The organism is Rathayibacter iranicus NCPPB 2253 = VKM Ac-1602, assembly GCF_003149025.1.
In the GTDB taxonomy this organism is placed as follows: Bacteria; Actinomycetota; Actinomycetes; order Actinomycetales; family Microbacteriaceae; genus Rathayibacter; species Rathayibacter iranicus.
Genome location: NZ_QGDV01000009.1, coordinates 101,022 through 121,279, shown reverse-complemented (window position 1 = coordinate 121,279; position 20,258 = coordinate 101,022). Strand labels below are relative to the sequence as shown.

The window sequence follows — 20,258 nt, the reverse complement described above, 5'->3', positions numbered from 1 at the left end:
ACAGAGGTCCTGCGGGAAGTGACCTGAGTGGTCGGGTGGGTGCTGTGGAGGGGTCGGGGCCGAGGCCCCGGGGTCAGGATGTCCGGCTGCGGGCGGCGAAACGCTGCTGCAACAAAACGGCGGCGACGATGATCGCGCCCTTCGCCACGGCCTGGGCCGAGGTCGACATATTGTTTTGCGTGAAAACGTTGGTGAGGGTCGTGAAGATGAGGACGCCGAACACGGTGCCGACGATGGTGCCGCGGCCTCCGGCGAGCAGAGTGCCGCCGACGACGACCGCCGCGATGGCGTCGAGTTCGTACAGCTGGCCGTGAGTCGAGGTCCCCGCCGTGGTGCGGGCGAGCATCATGACCGCGGCGATACCGGCGGTGAGACCAGCAAGACCGTAGATGTACATGGTGTGTCGGCGGACCTTGATGCCCGCGAGACGCGCCGCCTCCGGATTGCCGCCCACCGCGATGGTGCGTCGGCCGAAGGTGGTGCGGTTGAGCAGAATCCAGCCGGCCACGGCGACGACCACGAAGATCAGCACGAGCACCGGGATACCCAGCACATCAGCGCGGAAGAAGTCCAGGAACGGAGTGACTGTGACGATCTGCGTTTGCCGATTCGAGATCAGCTCCGCGAATCCGCGGGCGGCGACGAGCATCGCCAGCGTCGCCATGAAGGCCACAACTCGCCCGTAGGCGATCAGCGCGCCGTTGATGAGACCGCAGACAAGGCCGACAACGACCGCGGTGAGCACGATCACCAGCCACGAGGTGTTCGCCGCGTAGAACTGCGTCGAGACCGTGCTCGCCCAGACTGTGGCCAGGCCCATCACCGAGCCCACCGAGAGGTCGATCCCGCCCGACGTGATGACGAACGTCATCCCAATGCTCAGCACCCCGATGACCGCGGCGAGACGGAGGATCGTGAGCACGTTCTCGACGCTCGCGAAGCGCTCCCCCGCCGTCGCGAATCCGACGATGCACAGGATCACCAGCGCCAGCACGAGGCCGATGTTGCGGCCAAGCGAGCCCTGCATCAGGCCGGCCAGCCCCGAGCGGGCTCGGGGTGGGGTCCCGCCGCTGGCGCCTCCGGCGGCGGCCGACGCGTGACGGGCGGCGTCCTCCTGCGGACCGCCGATCGACGGCGTCGCGGTATCGAGCTGTCCGCTCACGCTGCACTTCCTTCCATGACGAGATCGAGCACACGGTGCTCGTCGATCGAATCGGCGGGGCCCTCGTGGACCACGGCGCCATCGGAGATCACGAGCACTCGGTCAGAGAGTCCGAGGACCTCGCCGATCTCGCTGGAGACCACGAGCACGGCGGCGCCGTTCGTCGCAAGGTCCCGGATCAGGGTGTAGATCTCTGCCCGCGCGCCGACATCGACCCCGCGGGTCGGTTCATCCAGAAGCAGAACCCGACAGCCGCGCACCAGCCAGCGGGCAAGGAGCGCCTTCTGCTGGTTGCCTCCCGAGAGGGTGCGGGCGTCGCGGTCGACACCGGCGGGCCGCAGGTCGAGTGCGACCGCCTGCTCCGCCGCCGCCGCGCGCTCGGAGCGCTCGTCGAGGAAGCCGCGCTTGGCGAAGCGGTCAAAGGTCGAGAGGGTGATATTGCGGTAGACCGGCTCGTCTAAAAGCAGGCCCTGACTCTTGCGCTCCTCCGGGCACAGCCCGATCCCCGCATTGACCGCCGAGGTGACGGAGCCGGCGCGCAGCCGCTTGCCCGCCACGCTGACCGTCCCCGAGCTGGCGTGGCGTGCCCCGTAGATCGTCTCCAGAATCTCGGACCGACCGGAGCCGACCAGGCCCGCGAGCCCGACGACCTCGCCCGCGCGAATCTCGAGGGAGACGTCGGTGAAGGAGCCACGCAGGCCCAGGTTCTCAACCTTGAGCAGCGTCTCGGCCTCCGTGGCGACCTCTGGCCGGTCGGGGAACACGTACTCGACGGCGCGACCGGTCATCAGGGTGATGAGCTTCGAGGTCGGAGTGTCCACCACCTCGAGATTCTTGGCGACCGTCGCGCCGTCCTTGATCACGGTGATTCGGTCACCAATGGCGCGGATCTCCTCGAGCCGGTGCGAGATATAGACGATCGCGACACCGGATTCGGTGAGTTGGCGGACGACGTGGAAGAGGTTCTCGACCTCCTCCGAATCGAGTACCGCCGACGGCTCGTCCATGATGATGACCCGAGCGTCGTGCGAGAGGGCGCGAGCCATCTGCACGATCTGCTTGCCCGCCGCCGAGAGGCTGCCCACCTCGCGGTGCGGCGTGATCTCGGGGTGGCCGAGGCGCTTCATCAGCTCGCGGGTGATCTTCGACGCCTTGGATCGGGCGGTAAAGCCGCCGCGGGAAAGTTCGTGCCCGAGGAAAATGTTCTCGGCGACAGAAAGACCATCGACGACATCCAGTTCCTGGTACATCGTCGCAATACCCAGCGCGAGCGCGGCGGTCGGGGACGGGATCGTGACGACGGTGCCGTCCACGAGGATTTCGCCCTCGGTGGGCTGGTGGGCCCCGGCGAGGGTCTTGATGAGGGTGGACTTGCCTGCGCCGTTCTGACCGAGGAGGCAGTGCACCTCGCCCGGTCGGACATCGAGGTCGACGCCGTCGAGGGCACGGGCGCCGGGGAAGACCTTGACGATCCCGCGCATCTGCAAAAGCAGCTGCTGAGACTCGTCGGAGGTGCGGGGAAGAGGCTGTGCAGCAGTGCTGCGGGGGTCTGCGGTGACCATGCGCTCGAAGCTACTTCTACTTACGTCGCCGGTCAAGCAAAAGTTCTGAACCGATTCGAAGGTGATTTGGGCGCTTGTCCAGCGAGCATCGGGGCCGACTGCACCCGCGCCAGCACTGGGATCCGCGGGATTACGCGACATCTGGGGGTGTGCTTTGAGACATCACATCGTCGGGAGAGCGCTCTCCGAGAGCTCCGAGTCTTGTCGAGTACCTGTCGCCCGGGCGCGTCGCCGTCCGCCGTTCATCGGTCACGTCGCGATTGAGCGTGCTCGGGTCATTGCCGCTCGCGCCCGAAGGGGTTCTCGTGGCGCGTAATGGCGTCGTGAACGGCCAATAATGACCGCCGTCCTTCGATGCTCCTCAGCGGAACTCACGCTGGGCGCCTCGGTTCGGCTGGTCGGGAAGGGGCGGTGTGGTGGCGGATGTCGGTGCGATCGAGGAGGACGTTCCGTTCGATGCGGGGGGTTGCCGGCTCGGTGGCGTTGACGGATGCGGCGACCGCAGTCGAGGGGCAGGCGGGCGTCCAGCGGCTCGGGCGCTCCGAGCGCACAACCGGTCATCAACTGTTTGAGCTCCGCAAGCACGGTCCGTCGACGCCGATCCGACTCGCCGAGCAACTCCGCCTGAATCGCACGCTCGTTCGCCGGAATCTCCTTGCGCTCAAGCAACTTGGGATAATCGACATCGACCCGGCGCGCTCGGAAACCGATGTCCGCAAGCGCCACTTCTTCATTAATGACACAGCTCTCGCGGCCATCCTCGACACCGTGCAGACGCTTGCCGCGGATTCGGGAGGCCGAGAGTCGTAGCGGTGAGAGACCGGGCAACCGACCATGACCAGGTTCGGCCCGTCCATGACCTGACGCACGAGCTGGATCGCTCACCGAACTTCTCGTGACGACGCGGGTAAGGACGGTCAGTGCTTGGCACGATCGACCTCTCGCGAGGAGGATCGACATCGAGTTACGCGATCGACTCGACGAACACGTGTCGCTGCACGAGGGGCCCCCATCGCGCGTTTCCGTGGTGAAGCCCTCGGCAGTAGGTTCGACAAATAATTACGTCTAGATGTTAATAATTTGCTGAGGTCTGCTACAGGCCGGTGCCTGCGGCTCGCTCTTGGTCGCGATAGAATCCTCTATAGGAGGTGGTTGTCATGTCGATCGCTCAGAGGTCCAATGCTGATGCGGAGGCGGTTCGTCGTCTGCGAAGCCGGCAGGTCGTATCGCGAGTGTCCTATCTACGGGAGTTGCGTCGCGTAGCGCAGGACACGACGCAGAGGCAGCTCGCGCGTGTGATCGGCATTTCCCAGCCTTCCGTGAGCAGCGCTTTGAAGTCCGCCGCGTCGGTGCTCGACGTGCGCCCCGGCTTCTCAGGTGCGACGCCGTACGAGATTGCGCAGCGTTTCGACGCGGGCGAGTTGACGCGCGAGCAGACCATCGATGAGCTTGGCCGCTGGTCTTACCGGCCGGGGTTGCCCAGCGATGGCTACGACTGGTCGACCGCGGACGCGGGGGAGTTCGAGGATGTTGAGCGCGCACACACTGATCACTTGATTGACGGGGCGATGTACGAAGAGATCCTGATCCGCCACAGCGAGCAAGGTCGGTGACGGGCAAAGACTCGTCAGCGATCGCCGCGCACCGCGAGACGGTGCGCGAGTGGGCCCGGGTGGGCGGGCCGCTGAGCCCCGCAAGCGCGTGTGCGACGGTCAACAACCCTGACTGGTTCATCCGCACTCCCAACGGTGTGGACAGGCCCCTGTTGGAGCGTAAAGAGTTGCACGATCGCCTCGTCGCCGCGTACCGCGACGAGTTCCCCGACATCCGCGCGGAGCGGAAAGCGATCATCCTCGCCGGCCCACCAGGGGCCGGGAAGTCGACCGTCCTCGCGGACGTGCTCGGCGCTGACCGCAGCGCCTGGATCACCATTGACGCGGACGAGTTCAAGCGTGCCCTGCTCACCGAAGCAATCAAGGACGGCAGCTACGCTCGCTCAATCGTTCCACCCGAGGTCCGCGCCGCCGAAGCGGCCGGGGAGCGGTTTTTCCCGCTCGAGCTGGCTTCCCTTGTGCACGAGGAGTCCTCTCAGCTCGCGATCCGCGTCCGTAACGAGGCGGTGCGGGAGGGGCTGAACGTCGTGATCGACACCGTGCTCTCCTCACCCGAGAAGGCCGTTGAGCTGGGGCAGCGACTTGGTTCCGTCGGCTACAGCGTCGAGGTCATCGACGTGGAAGTCCCCTTCGAGTTGTCGGAATCACGCATCGCCGACCGCTGGCAGCAGTCCTACGAGCGCGCCCTCGCCGGCGACGACGAACTCGGCGGCCGCTGGGTGCCCAGCGAGTACGCCCGCGGCGTCTACGCCGGACCGGGCGGGCGGTCCCTGCCCGACGTCGCCGCGGAGCGGCTGGCTGATACAGGACCGACTGTGATGCGGTACCGCCGCTACAGCACCCCCGCCGAAGGGCAACCGCGCACGCTCGACGTCGACAAGTGCCGCGCCGCATTCGGAGAACCGCTGATCGACACGGCCCTCGACCGAGGCCGCTAGGCGTCAGTCCCTAGCGCCTTTCGTGCTGCGGCCTGGAATGCGTCGAGCGCGTCAATGAACGGCGAGGTGTCTCCGGTCCTCGGTTTATCAACGCTGAGCACCAGCTCGGTAACCAGCCGAGCGACGTTCCGAGGTCCCACGATATCCAGGCGCGTCTAGGTGCCCACCGTCACGGTGGACTTTCGCTACGTCGTCGGCCCGCCGGCTTCGCCGGGTCATCCTTCGCCGTGTTGGCACTGCAAGGCGCTCCGCCGCGCTGTGGGCCTCTCGGATGGACGCTCCGTGAGTGCGATCCCACTGTTCGCGAGTCGCGACTGACTATCGGCGAAGGCTCTACGAGCGGTAGCCGCTCGCCCGAAGAGATTCCTCAGCCTGGGTCCTCACCTCGCGTGCGAGCGTGCGGACGGTCGTCTCGACGAGCGACCGGACGCGGAGGCGCAGCGCCTCCGACACGACCGGGTACACCTCGCGGAGGAACGCCTGCAACACAGTGCGACTCGCCCCTTCTACGACAAGAAGATCCGCACCGTCTGTATCCGCCTTCGCCACAAAAGTGGTGAAGATTCGGATACCACGCCCCGCCGCGGGCGCCGCGCTCGACAATTCCATCTGTGGCGACCGCTGAGTGACCGAACGATAGCCGGGCGGGGGCTCGGCCGGCGTGTAGGCGCGTGTCACCTGTAGTTTGAAAAGGTTCTGACCAGGAAATTCAGCGGCGGACTCATGGAGAGTATCGACCATAAGCGCATCGAGCCGAGCCACCGCTTCATCCAGGGTCTCGTGTTGCAGGCCCTCTCTGCCCGTCAAGAGAGTCGAGAACTGAGCCATCTCCTTCTCGAGTTCGGGACTCTGTGCAGACTCGAGCTGCGTCCGGATGAGATTGACCGTATCGATCACGCAATCACGGAAGAAGACGGTGAACTGGCTGCCACGTCCAGCGTCCGCCGCCTCCAAGCAGTCGAGGTAGCGGCCCTTCTGGTCTGCGAAGATCACGATCGGCACACCGTAGGCCCGGTAGAGGTAGACCGAGGCGAGTGCGCGCGAGACCCGGCCGTTCCCGTCAGCAAAGGGGTGGATGCACACGAACGCGTAGTGCACGTAAGCGGCCTGAACGACCGGGTGCGCAGCGATGAACTCCGGCGATCGCAACTCGCCGACGAATCGAGCCATCTCGGGGGTGACGTCCAGCGGCGGCGCGTAGCTGTGAACGTGATTCGACGCGAGGTTCAAGGGATTGTTCGGATCGGTCTTATAAGCCCCCTTCACGAGAGGCCGCTCCTGCCAACCGATCGAGGTGAGCACTCGATAGGTTTTCTGAGAACGGCACAGGACTTCGTGGAGACCACGAATCCAGTACTCCGAGATCTCAACGTTCGCTGTCGCCGCATCGAGCACGTGTTCGTAGCCGGCCAACTGGTCGGCGATGACGCGCGCCACATCCTCGCCCTTCTCCTGCGGGATGCGCGCCCAGGCGACGGTTGTTGCAGCGACGGTGTAGGTGAAGCCGCGATCCACGTCGTAGAGGTTCTCGATAGCTCCCGTATCGACTGCCGCCCACTTGTTCGTGATGTCGAGCATTTGGCTCCACAGATCGCTTCCCGCCGCATCTCTGTCACTCGCGAGGAGGCGCGCGAATTCCTCGACGAGCGCGACATCCGCGGATCGCCCGTCCCACGACAGGAACGAGGGGAACGGCGCGTAGGGGTCGATGATGGGGTCGTCGTTCGACACGTCGTCTCCTCAGAAGTGCACCACGCTGGCTCCCGGATCGATCGACCGGACCAGTTCCTCCATCCTGTCCGATATCGGCAGGAGAGGACGGACCGCATCGCCGTCGGACGGACGTCGATCGGACCGGAGCGTGGTAGCGCCCGCGCCCGCACCCGTGGCAGGGTCGAGGAGCCGACGAAAGGACGACGATGTCGAACGACCGAGCTCTGCGAGTTGCGATGGTAGGGACCGCCTTCATGGGCCGCACCCACTCGCACGCCTGGCGCACCGCCTCCCGCTTCTTCCCCCTCCCGCTGCGCCCCGAACTGGCCGTGCTCGTGGGGAGCAACCCCGACACGACCGCCGAGCGCGCCGAGCAGCTCGGCTGGAGCGAGGCCTCGACCGACTGGCGCTCCGTGATCGCCCGTGACGACATCGACCTCATCGACATCTGCACTCCCGGCGACACCCACGCCGAGATCGCGATCGCCGCCCTCGAGGCCGGCAAGCACGTCCTCTGCGAGAAGCCGCTCGCCAACTCCGTCGAGGAGGCCGAGCGGATGGTCGCCGCAGCCGCCGCCTCCGGCAAGATCGCGATGTGCGGTTTCAGCTACCGCCGCACACCCGCGCTGGCCCTGGCCAAGCGCTTCATCGAAGAGGGGCGGCTCGGCGCGATCCGCCACGTCCGCGCCCAGTACCTGCAGGACTGGCTCTCCGACTCCGAAGCGCCACTGACCTGGCGCTTGCAGAAGGAGCGCGCCGGTTCAGGCGCCCTCGGCGACATCGGCGCACACAGCATCGACACCGCCCAGTGGCTGACCGGCAGCAGCATCACGTCCGTCTCGGCGACGCTACGAACCTTCACCACCGAGCGCCCCGTGCTGAGCGAGCAGGTCGGCCTCGGCGGGCGGGCCGGCGCCCACGCTCCCCGCGGCGCTGTGACGGTGGATGACGCCGCGGCCTTCATCGCGGCCTTCGAGGGTGGCGCGCTCGGCGTCTTCGAGGCGACCCGCGTGGCTACGGGACGCCGCAACGCAAACCGCATCGAGGTCAACGGCGAACTCGGCTCCATCGCCTTCGACTTCGAGCGGATGAACGAACTGGAGTACTACGACGCCCGCGACCCCGAGGAGGCGCAGGGCTTCCGCCGCATCCAGGTCACCGAGCCCGCGCATCCGTATATGGCGGCATGGTGGCCGACCGGGCACGGCATCGGCTATGAGCACCTCTTTACACACCAGGTCGTCGACCTGGTCGAGGCGATTGCCAGTGGCACGGCCGCCACGCCGACGTTCGCCGACGCGCTCGACGTGCAGCGCGTGCTCGACGCGGTCACCACGAGCGCCGCCGCCTCCTCCACCGCCACTCCGATCGCGCGCTGACCCCCTTCCGCGAGATGCCACTCGTGACGCCCCTCGTCGGCGTCACAAGTGGCATCTCGCAGCGGGGAGGCTGGACTCCTACTTACCCGCGATCTTCGCCGTGAGCGTGTCGGCCCAGGCTTGCGCGAGTCCGCGCATCTCAGCGTCGGTGGTCGTCGACGGCCCCACGATCTTGTTCTCGTCGAGAGCGAGGAACGCGGTGCGCAGGTCCGCTTCCTCGGAATCCGAGGTCGTCAACCAGTGCACCGCAGCATCGCGCGCCGCCGTGATGTTGCCCTCGAAACGGGCGTCGAGGAATTGCTGGAATCTGGTGCGGTACCCGTCGGAACTTGCGGTGTAGTAGGAACGCATCGCGGCCGCGACAGAGACGTCCTTTCCCTTGGTGAGAAGGCCGAGGACACATCCGTCCACATCGCCCTGGTAACGGTCGGTGTCGAAGTTCCTCCCTCGGTGCGCGATTGCCGCTAAGCCGAACGCGTGGGCATCGGATGTCGCGCCCGAGTTGCGGGCATTGACGTACTCCACGAGAGTCCTCGTGAGGTCGCTGGCCCAGCCAAGGAAGTCTCCCACCGTCGAGGTGGATCTGTTGGCGGGGAGTTCATAGCGACGAGCCCCCACCAACGCCAATGCCATGCGATCGGCGGACATCATGGTCGAGATCTCCGGACCGATAGTGTGGTAGACCCGCTCCCGCTTCTGCGCCTCGACGAAGGAGACGAAGTCTTTATTGACGTCGCCGGCCAGGCTCTCCCATCGCCACGTCGTGTAGCGGGGCGCTCGGAGGAACTGCAGCGTCAGCTCGTTCGGGCACCTCGGGGCGGCATCGGGGTGGGCTTTGAGAAACGCGACGGCCTGCAAGTACAGCCAGTCCGCGTAGTCGAAGAAGCTCTGCGGAGCGTCGAACTCCTTCGCCCCCTCGTCTCGACCGGTGGCGATGATTTTGTCGAGATCCATCGAGTCAGCACCCGAACCGATTGTATAGCTGTCGATCTGCTCGAAAGCCCACTCCGACGGGAAGGGCTGCGCAAAATTTCCGCCCCAGAGATAAGACTCGTCGGCGATGAAGCAGAGTCTGGCCAGCTTTTTCTCGATGATGATCCGACAGGCGAGACGGGAGCCGTATATTCCCACACTATAGGCGCTACCGACGCTGGCGAGACCATCCTTCACTCCCTGGAAGTGTGACGCGATAACGCCCCTCACCTCCTTTTCTGTCGCATCGAAGTCGACCGCAAAGTAGATCGTCACCCCGGCTTTCAGGCCGTAGCCACGGCCCGCGGCATGTGCCTTCTGCCCAGCGGCGTACCCGAGCGCGTAGGAGAAGAAACTGGCGTCGTCTCCCCCCTCCTGAAAGATAGGGAAGACCCGCAGGCCCGCATCGGTGATGATCTTCAGCTCGTCTGGCTGAATCTTCTTATTGTTATAGTCCGCCACCTCGGTATTGGTCAGGTACCGCCCGATGACCTGGTAGCCATTATCCGTCAGGAGCTTCGCGCGCGCCGTCGTGACATGGTCCACACTGCAATCGGCGGCTATCGCATTCTGGGCGGCGGTCCGATCGGGATCGCCATGAGACATCAGGAGCGAGGACCAGGTCGACAGATCGCCAACCCCTGTCTCAGGCAGCAGGACGATTTTTTGGAACGAGGTGAGGGCCTCGACCATAGCCGAGGTGAATCGGCCGTCATAGGGTCCGTCGGTGCAGTAGCCGTTGACGAGGAGCGATGCCTGAAGAAGATGGACGAAGTACTTCGAGGAGTCGACGGCACCGGCTTTCATGCCCGCCGCGTAGTCCTTCAACGCCGCTCGCGACTTGGGACCGAGGTAGCCATTGGCGACGTCATCGGCGAGGCCGGCCTCGTACTGGATGCCGTACACAAGTCCCTTATTGAACTGGGGCGAATACAACCCATCACAGGGAACGACGAAGAACGTGCCGCGGCCCAGATACCGCTTGTTGAGATCCTGTTGAATCTGACGCATCAGTGACGAGCCGCCGGACGCCAGGACGTAGGTATCGCTCGAGAGGAGGCTTTTCACGAGCTTGGGCATGAGGTCCGGGCCCGCGTCGATCCCGATCTCCGTTCGAATCTTCGCGATCGCCGAGGAGGTCTTCGCGTCGAATGTCTTCCACGTCGTTCCGCCATAGTATCCTTTGCACCAGAGAGCACACTGGACGATCGCGATGATGTTCTTGTTCGGCGTCATGTCATTGATCACCTTGTATTCGCTGGTCAACGTCGAGAGCATCTCGTCCGAGAATTCATCCGAGCGCTTCAGTTTTAGCTCGACCTGCAGGGCCCGGGTGAGAGCGATCCGCGTGGCCTGGTCGGCATCACCCGACTCCTTCACCGGAGAATAGCCCTCGGCACCCTTGTAGGTGGAGTTGACCCACTTCTGAGATTCTAGAATCCACTTATCCGCCATTTTTTGCTCCTCCTAGTTCTTTCCCTGTGGGACGTCACTGCCCTGCGGTGATGCAGAAGGCGTGAAGTCAGTCACTTCGTACTTGCTGGTTGCACGCGCCGCGTTCTCGGCGCCCTTCGGTCCCGAGAACGCGACGGAGGGGTAGACGACGTTCTGCACCGCGGGCACGGGATCGGGAGTCGTCGTCGAGACGGTGACCTCGATAGCCGATCCCGCGTCGATGCTCCGATGCAGCGTGATGGTGAGAGTCCTACGCTCATCCGTTGTCTCCTCCGAGACGTCGAATGCAGCCGCGTCCCACGGAACGGGGTGCTCCGTTGCCTTCGAGACGTCGTCGGCCCCCGAGTCGGCGAGAGCAGGCGCGATACGGGTGACTGTGCACGAGCTGCTGAGTCGGGAGTCGAGCACGATCGCGAGCACGGACTCAGCGGGTGCGGGCGCCGGCCCCACGCTGGTGCACGTGACCGAGACCGGTGAGCGGAACGCGCTTCCGAGCGAACGCCAGGACGCCTCCAGCTCGACGCCCCACGCGAGTCCGGATGCCGCGGGCGTCTGGGGAGTCCACTCGATTCTGGCGAGTTCAGTGTCCGACTCGTCGAGGATCGCCACCGTCATCGGCAGTGGATTGTCGATGTTCTCGTGCGGATAGTTGTCGCGGATGGTGAGGGGCACGTCGATAGTGAGGAGAGGGGCAGTCGGGCCGTCTGAGAGGTCGGGCACGGAGTACGAGACGGTCGACTGCTCAGGCGGCTCTTTCTGGGAGATGTCCGTCGAGATCACCTCGTAGCGGTCCTCATGGGCGACCACCGCCGCGCCCGAGGCGGAGAAGAGTCGAGTGTCGTAGCGGACGACGACGCGGCAACCGGCGGGCCGGCTGAGCTGCACTTGTTCGGACAGGGAGTACGCGAAGGCGTGGCGGGAGGCGAAGTCTCCACTCGGGATATCGAGCGTGGCGACCTCTCCGGGCACGATCGTGGCGGCGAGAGGAGGCGGAGCGGGTGCGGCGGAGGCAGCGGGCGCAGCGCCCGCGACGAGCACGGGAGCACTGGCGATGGCCGTGACGAGAAGCTGGCGTCGGTTGAAGAGCATCGTCTGGACGGTCCTTTCTATCGAAGGCGCGCCCCGGGCGGCTGCTCCGGAGCGCAGGCGGACGCGACGGTACGGCGCGCGGCAGTGACGAGGATGCGAGAACTCCCCGCGGGCACTCACATCCTCGAAAACCGTCCCGCGCGCCCTCGTCTCCACGCACTCCCGCGTCGCGAGCGACTCCACGAAGAAATTCCGCGACCAGCCGCTTTTTGCCTGATCCGTCGGCGTGTTGACGGCATCGACGGCGGCTCGCGGGGGGAGAAACTCGCCGACCGGCCAGAGCGGACGGCCGCGAGCGCCGGTCCTGCGACATAATGCGCCTATGAGCAAGAAAATTGACGCTGCGCATCGCGCGCTTGTGGCAGCCCTCGGCAAGCACGCTCGACTCGTGTCGGACAAGTCCGCGAAACCGCGGAAGGTCGAGCGGGCGGCCGCTGAACTGCGGGCAGCGACGAAGGCTTACGCAGCCCTGGTCTCGGCCCGCACCGGCACCGCAAGCCCCTTCGCCGACCTCGCCGATCCGCGGCTGGACAAGCCGACGATCACGTCGCTCCGGGCCGAGCGCGACGCCATCGCCACCAAGATCGCAAAGCACGAAGCCGGCGAGAACGGCGCGCTCGCGGGCTGAACGGCGTTCCGAGTCGCCCTGTTACGGACGAGTTTCGCGCTGATCGCACCACCTTCGTACGGTGGTCCCTGGGTTCCGCGCGGATGCGGCGTCACGCGACCGGAGGCCGGTCGCAGCGCTCGCGGTGACCAGCACCGCGCGGCGGACGCGCACTGCTCGGCTGCTCGCCACGGAAGGATCCCCACAGCATGTCCCTGCGCAGTATTTCCCCCCGCAGCATCTCCCTGCACATGAAACTCCTCGCAACCACCGCGATCGCCGCCTCCGCCGCTCTCCTCCTCGCCGGCTGCTCCAGCGCCGGGGGCGCAGACGCCACCGTGCGGATTGGCGTGGTCGGCGCGAGTGACCCCTACTGGGCCACCTACGAGCAAGCCGCGGCCGACGCCGGCATCGCTGTCAAAATCATCGACTTCAGCGACTACAACCAGCCCAACCCGGCGCTGACGGAGGGCGAAATCGACATCAACCAGTTCCAGCACATTGCCTACCTGGCGCAGTACAACGCCTCCGCCGGTGCTGACCTTGTGCCGATCGGCACCACAGCCATCTACCCGCTCGGCCTGTACTCCTCGAAGTACAAGGACGTCGCCGACATCCCCGCGGGCTCGACCATCGCGATCCCGAATGACACGACCAATCAGACCCGCGCCCTGCTCGTGCTGCAGTCGGCCGGGCTCGTGCAGCTGAAGGACGGAGGCACCGTGCTCTCGAACGTCGATGACGTCGAACCGTCCTCAAAGGTCCAGGTCACCGCTCTGGAGGCCTCGCTGACGCCGACCTCGCTCCCCGATGTCGCCGCGGCGGTCATCAACAATGACTTCATCGCCAACGCCGGTCTGAAGGCCGAGGACGCGATCGCGCAGGACGACCCGAATGACCCCTCCGCCCTGCTCTATGCCAACATCTTCGCGGCGCGCGCCGCCGATGCCCAGAACGAGACCTACACGAAACTCGTCTCGATCTACCAGGACACGCAGTCGGTACTCGACGGCGTCAAGGAGCAGTCCGGTGGCACCGCGGTCTTCTTGAAGACACCCGCCTCCGACCTCGAGCGTTCGCTCCAGTCCGCCGAAAAGGCCATCACCGCTGCCTCCTAACCGCCCTCCCCGCGCCTCCCCCCTCCCGCCCTCCGCGAAATGTCGCGAGAACTTCGCGAGATCGGGCCGTTCGGTCGAAATCCCCTGCCGCGGCAGCACATCTCGACCGGATCGGCGCATCTCGCGACATTTCGCGGCAAGGCGCGGCAAGGCGCGGCAGGGCAGGGCCGGCGGGACCGACAGAAAGGGCGCACCGTGCCGCTCATCCGATTGACCGACGTGCGCAAGGTGTACCCGGGGCGAGGCGCAGCGCCAACCGCGGCCGTGGACGGGGTGAGCCTCGAGATCGAGACGGGCGACGTGTATGGCGTGATCGGCTACTCCGGCGCCGGCAAGAGCACGCTCGCCCGGCTGATCAATGCGCTCGAGCCTGCGACGAGCGGCAGCATCGAGATCGACGGCCGCGAGACCGTCGGGCTCCCCGAGCGCGAGCTGCGTCGGCTCCGCCTGGGCATCGGGATGATCTTCCAGCAGTTCAACCTCTTCGGCTCGAAGACTGTCCAGCAGAACGTCGCCTACCCGCTGCAGGTCGCGGGCGTCTCGCGAAGGCAGCAGCGTTCCCGCGTCGAGGAGATGCTCCGCTTCGTGGGCCTCTCGGACCGGGCGCGCAGCTACCCGGAGCAGCTTTCGGGCGGGCAGAAGCAGCGCGTCGGCATCGCCCGGGCGCTCGCGGCGAGCCCGCGGATCCTGCTCGCCGACGAGGCCACGAGCGCCCTCGACCCGGATACCACCGGTGAGGTGCTCGCCCTGCTCCGGCGGATCAACGAGGAGCTTGGCGTGACCATCGTCGCGATCACGCACGAGATGGATGTCGTCCAGCAGCTCGCGACGAAGGTCGCGGTGATGGAGTCGGGTCGGATCGTCGAGCGCGGACCGGTCTTCGATGTGTTCTCGGCGCCACGAGAGCCGGTGACGCGGCGCTTCGTGTCGACCGTCGTCCGCTCTCTGCCCTCGGCGGCGGAGGCGGCGGTGCTGCGCGCGCGCCACTCCGGCCGACTGGTCACGCTGTCGTTCTCGGACGACTCCGCCTCGCAGGGCACTGTCTTCGCCGAGATCGCGGCCGCGGGCGTGCCGCTCGAGCTTGTCTACGGGGGCATCACGGATGTCCGCGGGCGCACTTTCGGCCACCTCACCCTCGCCCTCGACGCGCCGGACGACGTCGTCGACCCTCTCCTCGCCCGCCTGGGCGGCCGCGTCGCCCTCTCGGAGGTGCCCCGATGAACGAGCTGATCCCGCTTCTGCCCAGGCTGGCCCAGGCGACCGGCGAAACCCTCTACATCGTCGCGCTGAGCCTGGTGTTCGGCGGGCTCGGCGGGTTGCTGATCGGGCTGGGACTCGCCCTGACCCGCGGCGGCGCTCTCTACGCGAACCGTGTCGCCTACGGGCTCCTCAACGTGATCGTCAACATCTTTCGCCCGATCCCGTTCATCATCTTCATCGCCGCAGCCCAGCCGCTGGCTCGGCTCGTCGTCGGCTCAGGCATCGGTACCGACGCGATCGTGTTCACCCTCTCGCTGGGCGCGGCGTTCGGTATCGGGCGGATTGTCGAACAGAACCTGCTGACGGTGCAGCCAGGCGTCATCGAGGCGGCCCGCTCGGTGGGGGCCAGCCGGTTCCACATCGTGCGGACGGTGCTCCTCCCGGAAGCGCTCGCCCCGCTGATCCTCGGCTACACGTTCGTGTTCGTCGCCGTGATCGATATGTCGGCAGTGGCCGGGTACGTCGGCGCGGGCGGGCTCGGCAACTTCGCGATCCAGTACGGCTACCGGCAGTTCGAGCCGATCGTCACCTGGGCGGCGGTCCTGGTCATCATCGTCATCGTGCAGCTCGTGCAACTCCTGGGCAACATCCTGGCTCGCCGCATCCTCCGCCGCTAACCCCCTCCTGCGCTCCCACCCTCGTCCTCCCTCCGCGAGATCCCGCTGAGGCATCTCGCGGAGGGGGAGGGAGGGTTAGTAGCGGGGCTTGCGCTCCGGGCGCTCGGAGGAGCGACTCGGGCCGGCGGGACGGCCGGCGCGGCTCGGGCGGCGGTCGGGCTTGAGTTCGATCAGCTGCCCGCTGATGCGCGTGTCGGCCAAGCGATCGAGCACGTCCTGCGGCAGATCGGCCGGGAGTTCGACGATCGAGAAGTCCGGACGGATGTCGATGTGGCCGAAGTCGCCGCGGTTGAGGCCGCCCTCGTTCGCGAGAGCGCCGACGATCTGGCGAGGCTCGACGCGCTGGCGGCGGCCAACCTCGATCCGGTACGAGGCGAGGTTGCCGTTCGAGGGCCGCTGGCGGCGCTCCGGACGCTCACCACGCTCTCCCCGGTCGCCGCGATCCCCGCGGTCGGGCCGCGCGTCGCGCTCCTCGCGCTCGCGCCGAGCGAAACGGGGGTCGTCGGGCGAGAGCAGCAGCGGCTCATCCCCCTGCGCCACGATCGCCAGGGCGGCAGCGACATCCGACTCGACCACGTCGTGGTGCTCGACGTAGTGGCCGATGATGTCGCGGAAGCGCTGCAGACGCTCGGTGTCGGCCAGCGCCGCCGTGATCGCGTCGTCGAAGCGCGAGAGCCGAGTGACATTGACGTCCTCGACGCTCGGCATCCGCATCTCGGTCAGCGGCTGGCGGGTGGCCTTCTCGATCGCTGCGAGGAGGCGGCGCTCGCGCGGCGTGACGAAGCTGATCGCCGCTCCGCTGCGCCCGGCGCGACCGGTGCGGCCGATGCGGTGCACGTACGACTCAGTGTCGATGGGGATGTCGTAGTTGACGACGTGGCTGATCCGCTCGACATCGAGGCCGCGGGCAGCGACGTCGGTGGCGACGAGGATGTCGAGCTTGCCGGACTTGAGCTGCTCGACGGTGCGCTCGCGCTGAGCCTGGGCGACGTCTCCGCTGATCGCGGCGGCGGTGTAGCCGCGGGCCCGCAACTTCTCGGCGAGCGTCTCGGTCTCGCTCTTGGTGCGGACGAACACGATCATGCCCTCGAAGTTCTCGACTTCAAGAATGCGAGTCAGGGCGTCGACCTTCTGCGGATACGACACCATCAGGTAGCGCTGGGTGGTGTTGACGGAGGTCGTGGTCTTGTTCTTGACCGTGATCTCCTCAGGGTCCTTCAGATATTTGCCGGAGATACGGCGGATCTGCGCGGGCATCGTCGCCGAGAACAGCGCGATCTGCTTCTCGACCGGCGTCTCGGCGAGAATCGTCTCGACGTCCTCGGCGAAGCCCATCTTGAGCATCTCGTCCGCTTCGTCGAGAACCAGGTACTTCAGCGCAGAGAGGTCGAGCGTGCCCTTCTCGAGGTGGTCCATGATCCGGCCGGGCGTGCCGACGACGACGTGGACACCACGACGCAGGGCGGAGAGCTGAGTGCCGTAGCCCTGGCCCCCGTAGACGGGGAGCACGTGCACGCCGCGAAGGTTTGACGCGTAGCGCTCGAACGCCTCGCAGACCTGAAGAGCGAGTTCGCGAGTAGGCGCCAGCACGAGGGCCTGTGGCGTCTTCTGCGCCAAATCGAGGCGCGAAAGGATGGGCAGCGCAAACGCGGCCGTCTTGCCGGTGCCGGTCTGCGCGACGCCGAGGACGTCGCGGCCGGAGAGGAGGGACGGAATCGTCGCGGCCTGGATGGCCGAGGGCGTCTCGTAGCCGACCTCCTTGAGAGCCTTGAGGACGGGATCGCCGAGTCCGAGGTCGGAGAAGGTGAGCGCGGGGGCGCTCTCGGATGAGGTGTCGGCCTCGGGAGCGGAATCGGGAGTATCGGTAGACGCCATGGTGCAACGGTAGTGCTCAGACGCCGCACCCGTTCGAGGGAACGCGGAGAGGGCGGGATGGGCAGCCTCGTCCGCCGCGCGCAAGGGGGCCCCGCTCATCCGCCGCCCGGCCTAGCGTCGGGAGACAGGCATACCGAGGAACGGAGCACGACATGGCATCAGGAGTCGCAACAGTCTGGGTACCGGTCACCGATATGGAGCGAGCGGTCGCGTTCTATCGCGACACGCTCGGACTCGAGGTGACGAGCACCTCCGCCGACTGGTCGGAGCTCGACGCGGACGGGCTGATGATCGGTCTCAACGCGCGCGCGTCAGCCGGCGTGTCGGAGAAGGGCGGCGCGGTCATCTCGTTCCAGCCCGACGGAACGATCGAGGAGGAACTCGACCGTCTCGCGGCCCGAGGCGCCTCGATCGAGGGCGAGATCAGCGACCACGAGTGGGGGCGGATCCTCCCTTTTAAGGACTCTGAGGGCAACGACCTCCAGTTCTACTCGCCGCCGGCGAGCTGACCGCGGCAGGAGGCGCCTCGGCTGGAGGCGCCTCAGGCGGCGGCGTCGCGCGTCGCCGTCCGGATCCGGTACAGCGATGTACTCGCCGCGATGAAGAGATCGTGGCCGTCTTCGCCGCCGAAGCAGAGGTTGCCGACGACCTCCGGCACCGGTATGCGGCCCAGCGCGGCGCCGTCCGCGCCGAAGACCTGCACACCGTCAGCACTCGAGGTCCACACCCGGCCCTCCACATCCACGCGCAGGCCGTCCGGAACCCCCGGCTCGATCGTCGCGAGCACGCCGAGCGGAGTCAGCTGCCACTGCTCGCTGACTGAGAACGTGCGGATACAGTGCTCCCCCGTTCCGTCCCGGCGCAGGGCAACCGAGGTGTCCGAGACGTAGAGGATGCGCTCGTCGGGCGAGAAGGCCAGTCCATTCGGCTCCTGGACCGCGGTGGTCGCCACGCTCAGTTCGCCCATCGCCTCGACGAAGCGGAAGACGTGGCAACCGCCGTACTCGCGCTTGCCGGGGTGCCCCTCGTGCGGCTGCACGATCCCGTAGGGCGGATCGGTGAACCAGATCGCGCCGTCGGAGGCGACCACGACGTCGTTCGGCGAGTTCAACCGTGCCTTGCCGTGCCGCTCGACCAGCACCTCCACATCGCCGTCGACCTCGCGCTCGATGGCCCGACGACCGTGCGAGCACTGCACGACCCGCCCCTCACAATCCAGGGTGCGCCCGTTGGTGAATTCGACGTGCTCGCGGTGCACCCGCGTCTCGCCCGTTGCCGCGTCCCACTCCAGGATCCGGTCGCCCGGGACATCGCTCCACCGCACCACTCGCTCCCGCGGGAGCCAGACCGGCCCCTCACTCCATGCAGCCCCAGTGGCGACCCGCTCGAGCCTCGCACCGGGCGCCAGCAGCCTGCGCAGACCGGCGGCCGAGCCGCGGCCGCTCCTTCGTTGGTCGCCGCCGAAGAGCCGGCGCCGTATCCAACGCAGCGCTCGTCGCCGCGCCGCGGTCCGTTCGGCCGAATCAGCCAACGCTGGGGTCCCGATCACCGTCGCCAGCACCACCGCCACGACGAACTCTCGCCTCGTTGCCACGTCGGATTCCCCCCGATTGATGGATCGACAATCTCGATGTCTGCGGCCGGCCCACATCTCGTCACTGACGAACAGCGAACCGCTGGGCCAAGCCAGCAGATCGCAGCAAGGGCCGCACCGTGTCTCCCCCGAGACATCACCTGCCTATCAAAGATTCCTGGTGAGCGTCGCCTCCCTCGCGGGCGACTAGGACAGATCGCAGGTCGTTCAGCACGCTTCCACCGCGTGATTCCCTCGGCGGAGGGAGAGCCGCAGTTCCAGCGCCGGCTTCGTGGCGGAGGGAGAGAAAGCGTTCCGTCAGTAGATGATCGGTCAGAGATTTATGCAATGACCTCAGGAGTCTTCCGTGACATCGTCAGGAATTCGTCGCACATCCGTCATTACACTCGCTGCGTCTCCGCACGTGCGGATCCACCGAGGAGGTCGCCGTGCACTGTCGTCCATTCATCCCCGCGCTCTCCCTCGCGGCGCTCCTCCTGCTCTCGGGCTGCGCGAGCGGAGCGACTCCCTCACCCTCCGCCGCTCCAGAATCGGGCAGATCGATCACCGTGTTCGCGGCGGCCTCGCTGCGGGGCGCGTTCACGGCACTTGCCACCGGGTTCGAGAGCGCGCAGCCGGGCGCGCACGTCGAAGTGTCGTTCGCCGGATCATCCGACCTCGCCTCGCAGATCGTCAATGGAGCCCCAGCCGACGTCTTCGCGGCAGCGGATGAGCGCACGATGGCGAGCCTGACCGACGCGGGGCTTGTCGCCGGCGACCCCGTCGACATCGCGACGAACACGCTCGAGATCGCGGTGCCACCCGGCAACCCCGCGCACGTCGCCTCCCTCGCCGACCTCGCCCGGCCGGGTACAGCCACCGTGCTCTGCGCGCCGCAGGTGCCGTGCGGAGCGGCAGCCGCAGCAGTCGAACGAGCGGCGGGCCTGGACATCGCGCCGGTGAGCGAGGAGTCGTCGGTGACGGACGTGCTCGGTAAGGTCTCGTCCGGCGAGGCGGACGCCGGGCTCGTCTACACGACCGACATCCGCGGCTCCGGCGGCTCGGTCACCGGCATCCCTTTCGTCGAAGCCTCGGAGGCGATCAACACCTACCCGATCGCTGCGCTCACCGGAGCACGCGACTCCGAGACGGCCACCGCGTTCGTGGCCTACGTCTGTTCGGAGGCGGGACGCTCGGTGCTCGCGGCGGAGGGATTCGGGGCACCGTGAGAGTCGTGCGCGCGTCATAGCCGGGTCATCGAACGCTCATAGCTCGGCTAATCAGTCCGGCTACTCCGTGGCGCTGACCGCGAGCGTCGACACGCG

General features: G+C 66.8%; 17 protein-coding genes. 10 read left to right on the top strand and 7 right to left on the bottom strand.

The annotated features are described in order from the left end of the window. Positions 1-73: 73 nt before the first annotated feature. Positions 74-1,027 carry an ABC transporter permease gene (locus tag B0H03_RS10770; protein WP_104265569.1) on the bottom strand — a complete coding sequence of 318 codons (954 nt, stop codon included), beginning with the start codon at positions 1,025-1,027 and terminating at the stop codon, positions 74-76. Positions 1,028-1,158: 131 nt separating this feature from the next. Then, positions 1,159-2,643 (bottom strand): sugar ABC transporter ATP-binding protein, encoded by a 1,485-nt coding sequence (locus B0H03_RS10765; RefSeq protein WP_104265570.1) that lies wholly within the window; start codon positions 2,641-2,643, stop codon positions 1,159-1,161. 537 nt (positions 2,644-3,180) lie between these two features. Between B0H03_RS10765 and B0H03_RS10760 the strand changes: the two genes are divergently transcribed. The 3 genes from B0H03_RS10760 (at position 3,181) to B0H03_RS10750 (ending at position 5,275) form a co-directional block, all read left to right on the top strand. Further along, the gene (locus B0H03_RS10760; RefSeq protein ID WP_104265558.1) at positions 3,181-3,534 is read left to right on the top strand and encodes a helix-turn-helix domain-containing protein; all 354 of its coding nucleotides are present in this window, start codon (positions 3,181-3,183) and stop codon (positions 3,532-3,534) included. A gap of 347 nt (positions 3,535-3,881) precedes the next feature. Then, a complete protein-coding gene (locus B0H03_RS10755) occupies positions 3,882-4,337 on the top strand; it encodes a helix-turn-helix domain-containing protein (RefSeq protein WP_104265559.1) in 456 nt (151 codons plus the stop codon). Then, on the top strand, positions 4,334-5,275 hold the full coding sequence (locus B0H03_RS10750) for a zeta toxin family protein (protein ID WP_241560451.1): 942 nt from the start codon (positions 4,334-4,336) through the stop codon (positions 5,273-5,275). The genes B0H03_RS10755 and B0H03_RS10750 overlap by 4 nt, the downstream gene beginning before the upstream one ends. A gap of 333 nt (positions 5,276-5,608) precedes the next feature. Here the strand turns inward: B0H03_RS10750 and B0H03_RS10745 are convergent, their stop codons facing one another. After that, positions 5,609-7,006, bottom strand: coding sequence for a Fic family protein (locus B0H03_RS10745; protein ID WP_104265560.1), 1,398 nt, complete (start codon positions 7,004-7,006; stop codon positions 5,609-5,611). 188 nt (positions 7,007-7,194) lie between these two features. On the opposite strand from B0H03_RS10745, the gene B0H03_RS10740 reads away from it, so the two are divergent. Next, the gene (locus B0H03_RS10740) at positions 7,195-8,367 is read left to right on the top strand and encodes a Gfo/Idh/MocA family protein (RefSeq protein WP_104265561.1); all 1,173 of its coding nucleotides are present in this window, start codon (positions 7,195-7,197) and stop codon (positions 8,365-8,367) included. A gap of 78 nt (positions 8,368-8,445) precedes the next feature. On the opposite strand, the gene B0H03_RS10735 is transcribed toward B0H03_RS10740, so the two are convergent. After that, positions 8,446-10,794, bottom strand: a complete 2,349-nt coding sequence (locus B0H03_RS10735) for a glycoside hydrolase domain-containing protein (protein WP_104265562.1) — start codon at positions 10,792-10,794, stop codon at positions 8,446-8,448. A 12-nt stretch (positions 10,795-10,806) separates the two neighbouring features. Next, positions 10,807-11,883, bottom strand: a complete 1,077-nt coding sequence (locus B0H03_RS10730) for a hypothetical protein (protein WP_104265563.1) — start codon at positions 11,881-11,883, stop codon at positions 10,807-10,809. A 322-nt stretch (positions 11,884-12,205) separates the two neighbouring features. Between B0H03_RS10730 and B0H03_RS10725 the strand changes: the two genes are divergently transcribed. From B0H03_RS10725 to B0H03_RS10710, 4 genes are all read left to right on the top strand, one after another. Then, complete coding sequence (locus tag B0H03_RS10725) at positions 12,206-12,511, top strand: hypothetical protein (protein ID WP_104265564.1); 306 nt, start codon at positions 12,206-12,208, stop codon at positions 12,509-12,511. Positions 12,512-12,741: 230 nt separating this feature from the next. Continuing rightward, positions 12,742-13,608, top strand: coding sequence for a MetQ/NlpA family ABC transporter substrate-binding protein (locus tag B0H03_RS10720; RefSeq protein WP_104354365.1), 867 nt, complete (start codon positions 12,742-12,744; stop codon positions 13,606-13,608). A 195-nt stretch (positions 13,609-13,803) separates the two neighbouring features. After that, on the top strand, positions 13,804-14,829 hold the full coding sequence (locus B0H03_RS10715) for a methionine ABC transporter ATP-binding protein (RefSeq protein ID WP_104265573.1): 1,026 nt from the start codon (positions 13,804-13,806) through the stop codon (positions 14,827-14,829). Then, positions 14,826-15,485, top strand: coding sequence for a methionine ABC transporter permease (locus B0H03_RS10710; protein WP_104265574.1), 660 nt, complete (start codon positions 14,826-14,828; stop codon positions 15,483-15,485). The genes B0H03_RS10715 and B0H03_RS10710 overlap by 4 nt, the downstream gene beginning before the upstream one ends. Before the next feature lie 75 nt (positions 15,486-15,560). On the opposite strand, the gene B0H03_RS10705 is transcribed toward B0H03_RS10710, so the two are convergent. Further along, complete coding sequence (locus tag B0H03_RS10705; protein WP_104265575.1) at positions 15,561-17,360, bottom strand: DEAD/DEAH box helicase; 1,800 nt, start codon at positions 17,358-17,360, stop codon at positions 15,561-15,563. Between the two features lie 152 nt (positions 17,361-17,512). Here B0H03_RS10705 and B0H03_RS10700 point away from each other — a divergent pair, with 152 nt between their 5' ends. Next, positions 17,513-17,869, top strand: a complete 357-nt coding sequence (locus B0H03_RS10700; RefSeq protein ID WP_104265576.1) for a VOC family protein — start codon at positions 17,513-17,515, stop codon at positions 17,867-17,869. 32 nt (positions 17,870-17,901) lie between these two features. Here B0H03_RS10700 and B0H03_RS10695 read toward each other — a convergent pair whose 3' ends face one another. Beyond that, positions 17,902-18,954, bottom strand: coding sequence for an SMP-30/gluconolactonase/LRE family protein (locus tag B0H03_RS10695; RefSeq protein WP_337189971.1), 1,053 nt, complete (start codon positions 18,952-18,954; stop codon positions 17,902-17,904). Between the two features lie 428 nt (positions 18,955-19,382). Between B0H03_RS10695 and modA the strand changes: the two genes are divergently transcribed. Further along, complete coding sequence (gene modA, locus B0H03_RS10690) at positions 19,383-20,162, top strand: molybdate ABC transporter substrate-binding protein (protein WP_104265578.1); 780 nt, start codon at positions 19,383-19,385, stop codon at positions 20,160-20,162. Positions 20,163-20,258: the final 96 nt, after the last annotated feature.

Bases quoted from the DNA above. Each gene is read 5' to 3' on its own strand.
- B0H03_RS10770 (WP_104265569.1), bottom strand. From the start codon at position 1,027: ATGCAGGGCTCGCTTGGCCGCAACATCGGCCTCGTGCTGGCGCTGGTG.
- B0H03_RS10765 (WP_104265570.1), bottom strand. From the start codon at position 2,643: ATGCGCGGGATCGTCAAGGTCTTCCCCGGCGCCCGTGCCCTCGACGGC.
- B0H03_RS10760 (WP_104265558.1), top strand. From the start codon at position 3,181: ATGCGGGGGGTTGCCGGCTCGGTGGCGTTGACGGATGCGGCGACCGCA.
- B0H03_RS10755 (WP_104265559.1), top strand. From the start codon at position 3,882: ATGTCGATCGCTCAGAGGTCCAATGCTGATGCGGAGGCGGTTCGTCGT.
- B0H03_RS10740 (WP_104265561.1), top strand. From the start codon at position 7,195: ATGTCGAACGACCGAGCTCTGCGAGTTGCGATGGTAGGGACCGCCTTC.
- B0H03_RS10735 (WP_104265562.1), bottom strand. From the start codon at position 10,794: ATGGCGGATAAGTGGATTCTAGAATCTCAGAAGTGGGTCAACTCCACC.
- B0H03_RS10730 (WP_104265563.1), bottom strand. From the start codon at position 11,883: ATGCTCTTCAACCGACGCCAGCTTCTCGTCACGGCCATCGCCAGTGCT.
- B0H03_RS10725 (WP_104265564.1), top strand. From the start codon at position 12,206: ATGAGCAAGAAAATTGACGCTGCGCATCGCGCGCTTGTGGCAGCCCTC.
- B0H03_RS10720 (WP_104354365.1), top strand. From the start codon at position 12,742: ATGAAACTCCTCGCAACCACCGCGATCGCCGCCTCCGCCGCTCTCCTC.
- B0H03_RS10710 (WP_104265574.1), top strand. From the start codon at position 14,826: ATGAACGAGCTGATCCCGCTTCTGCCCAGGCTGGCCCAGGCGACCGGC.
- B0H03_RS10705 (WP_104265575.1), bottom strand. From the start codon at position 17,360: ATGGCGTCTACCGATACTCCCGATTCCGCTCCCGAGGCCGACACCTCA.
- B0H03_RS10700 (WP_104265576.1), top strand. From the start codon at position 17,513: ATGGCATCAGGAGTCGCAACAGTCTGGGTACCGGTCACCGATATGGAG.